We start from the raw sequence: 6,609 nt of genomic DNA, 5'->3' as shown, positions 1-6,609 counted from the left end.
AGCTAAATAATCCTTTTTTTCAGGATTATCTTCTATTTCATAAAGAGCTGTTACTAATGAAAAAATCCCGTTACATGGAATCTTTAATCCATGTACCATATTTTGAACCACATCTCTTTTAAATAACTCAGATTCTTTCAATTTATTATTTGCTTCTTGTAATTCTAATTTATATTTAATTATATCAATATAATTTGTGATCGTCGAGTTAATGATATTCTCTTCTTGCAGATATGGTATTAATGTGACAGATATAGGAGACAATTGAAGATTCCAATTTGTTTTAGTAAGATTAGTGATATTATCATTATCTTTTGGTTGATTTTGATTATTAATTGTCATAGCATTTCCTTGCTGTTAAAGTTAAGAAAACAGCTCAGAGGTTAAAGTGCTAAAATTTTGTTGTTTTTAACTTAGCCTCTGAACTCAGAACTGCACCATACAGCTCTTAACAAGGACAGATATCACCACAATTCTTTGAAGTACAGAGGATTTAAGAGCTTTTTTGACAGATTTTTATACAATTAGGCAAACAGCTGCACAAATGAGACAGTGCTAAATTAATATTGTTTATTATCTCAACTCTTTATCCATTACATATAAATCCAAAGTAGCATTAATTATGCTACAAAAACTATCAAAAATTCCTTTGAATATGGTATTTTGCTGGCATTTAAGCCTACTTTATACTATAATTACAGTATAAATATTTTAATAATAATTTCATGTCAGTAAAGAACTCAAACAAAACACAACCATTTCTACAATGGGTTGGCGGTAAAAGAAAAATAGTTGATCAATTAATTAAATTTATTCCTGCGAAATTAAACAACTACTATGAACCATTTCTTGGTGGTGGTGCTTTATTTTTTCATGTACGAGATAAATTTAAACAATGCTATTTATCTGATATTAACCTTGAGCTAGTCACGTCTTATAACGCAGTTAAGACAAACCCTGATGCAGTTAGTAAATTACTAGACTCACATAAAGCAAAACACTCTAAAGAGCATTATTATCAAGTGAGAGCTAATAATGATAGTAGTGATCCAATAAAAATTACTGCAAGATTTATTTATCTTAATAGATATTCATTTAAAGGTATTTACCGGATTAATATTGATGGCAAACCAGCTCAAACTTTCTCTGGTAGAAATTATAGTAAATCTGATATTGCATCTAGACTAAAGCAATGTAGCAGCTTACTTACTGGCACATCTATTTGTGCTATGGATTTCTCTTTCATTGAACCACAACAAAATGATTTTGTTTATTTTGATCCTCCTTATCATAAATCAGGTGAGAAGTTTTATACCAGATTACCCTTTGATGAAAATGAGCAAACGAGACTTAAAGATTTTGCTACAGAACTCAATGATAAAAATGTTAAAATAATGGTTTCTAATAGTAATACTCCCTTTATTAGAAACTTATACAAAAATTTTAATATTAGTATTATTAAGGTTAAATATTCCATGCCCGAGCACAATAAAATATCTGATGAAGTAGTTATTACAAATTATCAATTACCACAATAACTTAGTTATATTCAAACTTGATTAATTCAAAGCAATAATCTTGAGTCTTAAAAGCTTCTTCTAGATCTTGCATATGACGATTTCTAACATAGTAATCATTAAAAGCCGTTGTTGATTTAAGGATTACCTTGTTGTTGACTATATCTTCCTCTACAACTACTAATTTAGTTAATACAGCAAAATCAATATATTTGTTATAACGTTTAATGAGGAATTTCCTTACTTTATACCATATTGAATCAGGATTTAATTGTTTGCTTAGTTGCAATAGATAATCTTGTTTTTCATCTTCAGTATTATTCTGCTTCGCTTCAAGCTCAGCAAATGGTATGATTTGTAACTGCCCAATACTACTGCCATAGATCATTTGTACTTGCTGTAGTATTTTATCTTGTGCATTTTCTGAAAGCGTAATATTTTTAAGCAGTTTTATTTGATAGCTATTACCTACTACCCCAATAAATAAGCAGGAGCTTAGTAATTTATAAGCTGAATCAGGATCAAAACTACCAATGATTTTACGTTTTAACTGAGATTGCTTGCTAGTATCAAGGCTACTTTCTATCTTATCTAGATATTGCTCCTGAACTTTATACACATTGCTAGATTTAAACTGAAACTGTTGACAATTAGCTTGAGTAGTTTCTCTTAGTTCATTAGCTAAAGCTTTAGCCATGTAATTTAAAAATACTTTTTTATGACCAAAATGATGTTCTGGGTATTGTTCTGCTAGTTTCAATAAGAGCTTGTTAATAAAAGTAAGATTAAATTCTCGATTTGATTTTATCTGTAATAAATCAGCCTCTTCTTGGGTTAATGGATGGAAATCTGTTAATTTTTTTCTTTTGAACCAGCTTTTATGATTAACAGCATTAATTACTGAATTATTGCTATTTGATGGTGTAGAGTCATATTTTTTAGAGATTTTATTAATAACTGCTTGTAGTGCAGTATTAATCCTTGTAGCACCTGTTGTGATATTAGCACTAGAGAAATTAGTATTATCAGCTTGTTGTTGAGTGTTGCTTGAGCTTGTTATTTTGAATTGTAAATTTGTTTCAAGTTGTTGTTCTTGTAACTGAGTTTGGTTATTATGATTAAATATATTTTTTTCATTTTGAAAAAATGTAGATTTGCTAGATCTAGATTTATTAGATATATTTTTATTATTATCTATATATATTGTCTCATCCAAACTTTTTTGGGGTTGAGGCAAAATTTCTTTGGGTTTGACCCCAAAGTTTTTTGGAGTTGATGCAAAATTTTTTTCATTTTCAGAGGGTATTTTATTAGAAGCAGGTTGGAAATTTCTAGCCAGCTTAATACAAGGAGTATTACGGCATTTAATGCCATATTTAATGACTGTTGTGTTATACACTTGAATAAAGCCACTTTTTTGTAACTCAAACAGACATTGTCTTACACGTTCTTGACAAACACTTAAGTGTTCTTGAAAGAAATGATAAGTTTCCTTAAGTTCATCAATGCTATTATTATGATAGATTTGCAAGCGGAAGACTATAAGAGATAGTAGCTGTCTTGCAGTCTTACTTAATATCTTGCCATTATGAGATGAGAGATTACTCCATTCAGGAGGGATAAAATTACCAACAAAATTATAGAAAATAGTAGGATTATTATCACGCTCATTATGGATTACACAATCAGGAGTAAAACGTGAGCAGCATATAGTGTGCATAAGACCTCAACTTAAACATCAGGTTTAATCGAGGTAATAAGGCAATTAAAGCAGTATTTTTAAAAATGCGAGGAGCATATAAGCAGCATACAGAGTAGGGAGGTAAAATTAGCAGATTAAGAAAAGCTAGGAGATATGGTGGTGGGCGATAGAGGGCTCGAACCTCTGACCTTTACGATGTCAACGTAACAGTTCGTTTTTTTAGATATTATCTGAGCAATTTTATAAAAATAATAGTGCTGCATCACGCCTAGTGAAAGCCTTATATTCATAGCTACCTCTTCGATGTGTAAAGAAATAATTTTACTGTAGTTAACTTTGAATGACCTGTCAAATACTTATTAACATATACTAACAACTTACGCTGGCAGGAGAACATATGGAGCATTAATATTATCAACCATTATCTAATTTCGGTGATTATTCTTATATGATTTGCTATCATAGCCAAAGCATATTATAACTTTAGTTATCAATGCTCTTATGAGGTATTTATGTCAGTAAAATCTTTATTCTTTACTAGAGAAGCATTAAATAACATTAAAATCCCAACAGAAAAACAAAATATATATAGAGATACTAAAGAAAAAGGATTATTTTTAATAGTATCATACGGTGGCAGTAAGACATTTTATCTTGGTAAAAAAATTCAACAATTATACCAAAAAATCAAGATAGGGCGTTTTCCAGAACTATCTATTACTGAAGCAAGAACAAAAGCATCTGAATTAAAGGGGGAGATTGCAAAAGGATATAATCCTGCTGAAGAAAGAGCCAGATTATCAAAAGAGCTTACCTTTAAGGATTTTTATGACAAATACCTTAATGAATACAGTAAAATTAATAATAAAAGATGGAAAGATTATGCTGCTTCTGTAGATAGATATGCAAAACATTTATATCCTAGAAAAATATCCACCATTCAAAAAATAGATATTCAAGAGTTGTTTAATAATTTAACTAAAACTGGTAAATATGGAGCTAATAGATTTCTTGAAATATTAAGTCCTGTATTTAGCAAAGCAATAGAATGGGGATTAATTAAGGTGAATCCCGTTATTGGGATAAAGAAACATCAGGAACAATCTAGAGACCGTTATTTAACTAGAGAAGAAATACCACAGTTTTTTACAGCAATAGCAGAAGAGAAAAACCAGGTAATGAAGGATTTTTTCTTAATAGCTTTGTATACATCAGTTCGTAAAGATAATTTACTTACTATGAAATGGGAGCAAGTAAGTTTTACTGACAAACAATTGTATCTTCCAGAAACTAAGAATGGTGATCCCCACCGTTTACCTTTATTAGATCAGGCAGTAGAAATATTAAAAGCCAGGAAAGAGCAATCTGATAGCATTTGGGTATTTCCAAGTGAGAGCAGCAGTAGTGGTCACCTGCAAGAACCAAAGAAAGCATGGAAGAGGATTTGTAAAAAAGCAGGAATAGAAAATTTAAGGATCCATGATTTAAGGAGAACAATACCAAGTTGGATGGCAATGACTGGAGCAAATCAATATGTAATAGGACAGCTTCTAAATCATAGAGATCCAAGATCAACGGCAATTTATACTAGACTTGCCACTGATACTGCTCGAGAATGTATGCAAAAAGCCATTAATGAAATGATCTCTACGGTTAAACAGTAAGAAGTCCATCCACCAGTGTACCAAGCAAAGGGCAAATCTTTGTCATCTATTTTGCGAAGATATTTATATCATATTTTGATCTTAAATTCCAGTTTCAAAATAGGTCTAATGTTTGAATATCATTAAGTAAATCTATTATATGGCAAAATAGTTTGTATAGGGATAGCATAATTTTTTTGATAAATACAAGATTGTAAAAAATTTAGTTCTGATTCCATATTATTCTCAATAATTTCAACCATCCATGCTTTATAATTTTCCTGTGGATGGGTAGACCAACGATATCCTCTAGACTTTAATAAATCCTTAGTCTCATAGGGTGCATTTTTAGCCCAAACTTTAAATCTTGTTTTATGACAATTCATGAGTAATTGTTTCAATACTAATTCTTTAGAAACGGGTAGATACTGTGATAGTAAATGTAACCCTGCAAGGCAATCTATAACTGCTCGGTGTCCTTCATAAAAGAAATTATATTTATATGCAAGATATTCCAATTTTTGGCTTTCTATTTTTTCATATTTCCAATCTATGTCTACTCTAGAACAGCCCCAAATTTGGGGTGTCAGATCTGGAAATAATTTATTAACCCACCAATTAAATACCTGACTTAAGAGGCATATTTAACATTATCAGCTTGGAATAATTTTTGTATATGTTTAGGATTGTTCTGTAAGCAACGTAAATAAGATTTAAGATTGTGTTTTAACTCATCTTTTGTAAGAGGTATATCTTTTCTATTTACATTGCTTTTTAAGTCATTATTTAAGTATTCATCTGGATTATGTTGTGGAGTATAAGGAGGCAAAAAAAACAAAGAAATTTTATCTTTATGCTTATTTGTCCAGTTGTATACTTTTTTACTATGATGTACTTTTAAATTGTCTAATATTAAAAAGATCTTCCTTTTTGCATATTTAACTAATCTTCTTAGAAATTCTATAAATATATCTGTTTTTAGTGTATCTTCATATAACATGAACCTTAGTTTTCCATTGTTCGTAACAGTTGATATCATATTTATAGTAAATCGTTTTGATTTATGAATAACTACGGGTGTTTTGCCTTTTAAAGAATAGCTTTGTAACACCTGACATTCTGATTTTATTCCCACTTCATCACCCCAGTGTATTTCTGCTTGTTCCATTTGTGCTTGTTTTACTATTGCAGGATATTTTTCATCTAGCCATACTTGAACTTGTTTTGGCTGTTGTTCATAAGCTAATTTCTTTGGTTTTTGTGCAGTATATCCCCATCTTCTTAAATATTCTCCAATCGTGCTTAATGGTAAAAAGAAACCACAGTATTTTTTAATTAGGGTATTAATAGATTTTCTTGACCATAGTGCAGATTTAATATTGTGATCTTCTGGTCTAGAGTTATTTATATAATCTTGTATTTTTTTACACAGCATTTCGTTTATTATTCTTTTTTCTCCTGTCTTTCTTCCTCTAGACTTTCCAGTTACTGCATATTTATCACCTCTTCTTCTTTTGCTCACCCAGTTATTAATAGTCTGACGTGTTACTCCTATAAGACTTGCTACATCTAATTGTTTTTCTCCTTTATCAATTGCTCTTAATGCAACTTTTCTTAAAGCTGCTTGTGCACTCGTTGATAATGTCCTAAAATCTTCTTTTTTTAGCATGATTTTATTCTAACATTATACTTTAGTATTTGCAATTATTATGTCAGGTATTTAATTGGTGGGTTAATAACGCATCAT

The 6,609-nt window shown here is 30.2% G+C and carries 5 protein-coding genes and 1 pseudogene; 2 read left to right on the top strand and 4 right to left on the bottom strand.

Going from position 1 to position 6,609, the window contains the following annotated elements:
- Nucleotides 1-342: pseudogene (locus RAT170B_RS07560) on the bottom strand (sensor histidine kinase); the annotation flags it as partial.
- 383 nt (nucleotides 343-725) lie between these two features.
- On the opposite strand from RAT170B_RS07560, the gene RAT170B_RS07555 reads away from it, so the two are divergent.
- Nucleotides 726-1,538 carry a DNA adenine methylase gene (locus RAT170B_RS07555; RefSeq protein WP_045806064.1) on the top strand — a complete coding sequence of 271 codons (813 nt, stop codon included), beginning with the start codon at nucleotides 726-728 and terminating at the stop codon, nucleotides 1,536-1,538.
- Nucleotide 1,539: 1 nt separating this feature from the next.
- On the opposite strand, the gene RAT170B_RS07550 is transcribed toward RAT170B_RS07555, so the two are convergent.
- Nucleotides 1,540-3,237 carry a hypothetical protein gene (locus tag RAT170B_RS07550; protein ID WP_045806063.1) on the bottom strand — a complete coding sequence of 566 codons (1,698 nt, stop codon included), beginning with the start codon at nucleotides 3,235-3,237 and terminating at the stop codon, nucleotides 1,540-1,542.
- A gap of 494 nt (nucleotides 3,238-3,731) precedes the next feature.
- On the opposite strand from RAT170B_RS07550, the gene RAT170B_RS07545 reads away from it, so the two are divergent.
- On the top strand, nucleotides 3,732-4,883 hold the full coding sequence (locus RAT170B_RS07545) for a tyrosine-type recombinase/integrase (RefSeq protein WP_045806062.1): 1,152 nt from the start codon (nucleotides 3,732-3,734) through the stop codon (nucleotides 4,881-4,883).
- Nucleotides 4,884-5,005: 122 nt separating this feature from the next.
- Here RAT170B_RS07545 and RAT170B_RS07540 read toward each other — a convergent pair whose 3' ends face one another.
- On the bottom strand, nucleotides 5,006-5,380 hold the full coding sequence (locus RAT170B_RS07540; protein WP_052692013.1) for a hypothetical protein: 375 nt from the start codon (nucleotides 5,378-5,380) through the stop codon (nucleotides 5,006-5,008).
- Nucleotides 5,381-5,493: 113 nt separating this feature from the next.
- Complete coding sequence (locus RAT170B_RS07535) at nucleotides 5,494-6,531, bottom strand: IS630 family transposase (protein ID WP_045806061.1); 1,038 nt, start codon at nucleotides 6,529-6,531, stop codon at nucleotides 5,494-5,496.
- Nucleotides 6,532-6,609 lie beyond the last annotated feature (78 nt).

Origin of the sequence: Rickettsia argasii T170-B, assembly GCF_000965185.1 — a bacterium.
Lineage (GTDB): Bacteria > Pseudomonadota > Alphaproteobacteria > Rickettsiales > Rickettsiaceae > Rickettsia > Rickettsia rickettsii.
This window is presented reverse-complemented; position numbering and strand designations above follow the sequence as displayed.

Coding starts and splice junctions, on each gene's coding strand:
- RAT170B_RS07555 (WP_045806064.1), top strand. CDS start 726: ATGTCAGTAAAGAACTCAAACAAAACACAACCATTTCTACAATGGGTT.
- RAT170B_RS07550 (WP_045806063.1), bottom strand. CDS start 3,237: ATGCACACTATATGCTGCTCACGTTTTACTCCTGATTGTGTAATCCAT.
- RAT170B_RS07545 (WP_045806062.1), top strand. CDS start 3,732: ATGTCAGTAAAATCTTTATTCTTTACTAGAGAAGCATTAAATAACATT.
- RAT170B_RS07535 (WP_045806061.1), bottom strand. CDS start 6,531: ATGCTAAAAAAAGAAGATTTTAGGACATTATCAACGAGTGCACAAGCA.